The 1548-nt window shown below is 67.9% G+C and carries 2 protein-coding genes; both read right to left on the reverse strand.

Annotation, left to right across the window (positions count from 1 at the left end):
• Positions 1-183: 183 nt before the first annotated feature.
• Positions 184-963 carry a transposase family protein gene (locus ABZU69_RS37070; protein ID WP_354968867.1) on the reverse strand — a complete coding sequence of 260 codons (780 nt, stop codon included), beginning with the start codon at positions 961-963 and terminating at the stop codon, positions 184-186.
• 68 nt (positions 964-1031) lie between these two features.
• Entirely contained in the window at positions 1032-1364 is a 333-nt protein-coding gene (locus tag ABZU69_RS37075) for a YciI family protein (RefSeq protein ID WP_354968868.1), read from the reverse strand.
• Between the last annotated feature and the right edge of the window lie 184 nt (positions 1365-1548).

Genomic DNA, 1548 nt, shown 5'->3' on the forward strand with positions numbered 1-1548 from the left:
CGCCACGGTCGAGCGGCCAGGCCGGGTCGCCGCTGGCCATGTGTGCTCGTGGGCGTGAAGTCGAGAAGGAGCGCCGCGACATCCGCATCTGCCGCTGAGTGTGCGCGGATCTGCTGATGAGCGGGCAGGCCTAAGGGACGTCTCGTAACTCGGTGAAGGCGTTGCCCGTGGCCGCGCTGGCGCCTACCCGGTGAGGACGATGTTGTGCAGATTGGCGGTGCCGGAAGCGGCGTCGGTCAATGTGTGGGCCGCGCGGCGATAGTCGCGCAGGATCTTCCAGCACTTCATGCGGGCCAGGGCGTGCTCGACCTGGGCGCGGACGGTGCGGTGCTGGGCGTTGAGGTCTTCCTTCCAGGCCGGCAGTGGGCTGCCGTCGCGGTACTTGCGGTACGGCATGATCACCTCGCGGTTGCCCTGGTAGCCGCCGTCGGCCATGACCGGCCTGTCGGCCAGTTTCTGATCGATGCCAGAGGTGCGGTAGACGATGGTGTCGTTGCGGTTGCCTGGCTGCGGGTCGCCCAGGGCGATGATCAGGCGGGTGCTGGCGTCGATGGCAACCTGCAGGTTGGTCGAGTAGCGGTAGTTCTTGCTCGGGGTGGCCAGGCGGTGGTCCCGGGTCGGGATCAGCGTGCCGTCGACGATCGCGATCTGATCAACCGGCCGCCGCCGCGCCGGCGCCAGGGCCAGCAGCGGCCCGAGGGTGTCGATGACCCGGTGCGCGGCAGAGTGGGAGACGCCGAACAGTGGGCCGATCTGCCGCATCGTCAGGTTCGTGCGCCAGTACGCGGCCACCAGCAGCACCCGGTCGGGCAGGTCAAGGGCCCACTGCCGGCCCGGCCGGCCGTCGGCGATGGCGTGCCCGCCACGTTCGGCGACCAGCCGAACCAGCTTGCGAAACTGGGCGGGCTGCAGCCCGGTGAACGGAAAGATCCACTCGGCGCGCGCTGCGGAGATCACCTGCACCCAGGCATCCTCGACGATAGTCCTCAACAGACAGACGCCGGGGTTACGAGACGTCCCTTAGTCGACGCTTACGACGACTCCTGCAACGGCCATACCTCGACCACGCCGTGCGCGACGGCGCAAGGCGTACGCGACACGATGTCGATGGCCTCGGCCAGCGTAGCTGCTTCGATGATGGCGAAACCGGCTACGGGAAGCGTGGAAGACATGAAAGGCCCGTCCTCCGTGGTCACCTCGGCCGCGTCGTGGTTCCGCACCTGCACGGGCTGGCCGGCGACGCCCATGTCGACCCCATCCTGGCGCAGTCGGGCGTCATGCGCATGCGCCGCGTCGCGTACGGCTGCGTCGGTGTGGTCGTAGCCCGCTTGGTCGCCGTACCCGATGGTCACGAACTTCGCCACAGCAACTCCTCTCGTACAGGGTTGTCGACCGATAGGGCCGTTCCCGCCTATGAATCATCGCCGCCTAAAACGGCATCCGCACGTTCGCGCGCTCATGGCACCCCTTTGTGTCAAGACACCGCTCGGAGGGCGGGTTTAGGTTGGGTGGTGGCGGGTCCGGGAAGTGGCTTGTCCGAAGGGCCGA

This window comes from Micromonospora sp. NPDC005206 (assembly GCF_040608175.1).
GTDB lineage: Bacteria > Actinomycetota > Actinomycetes > Mycobacteriales > Micromonosporaceae > Micromonospora.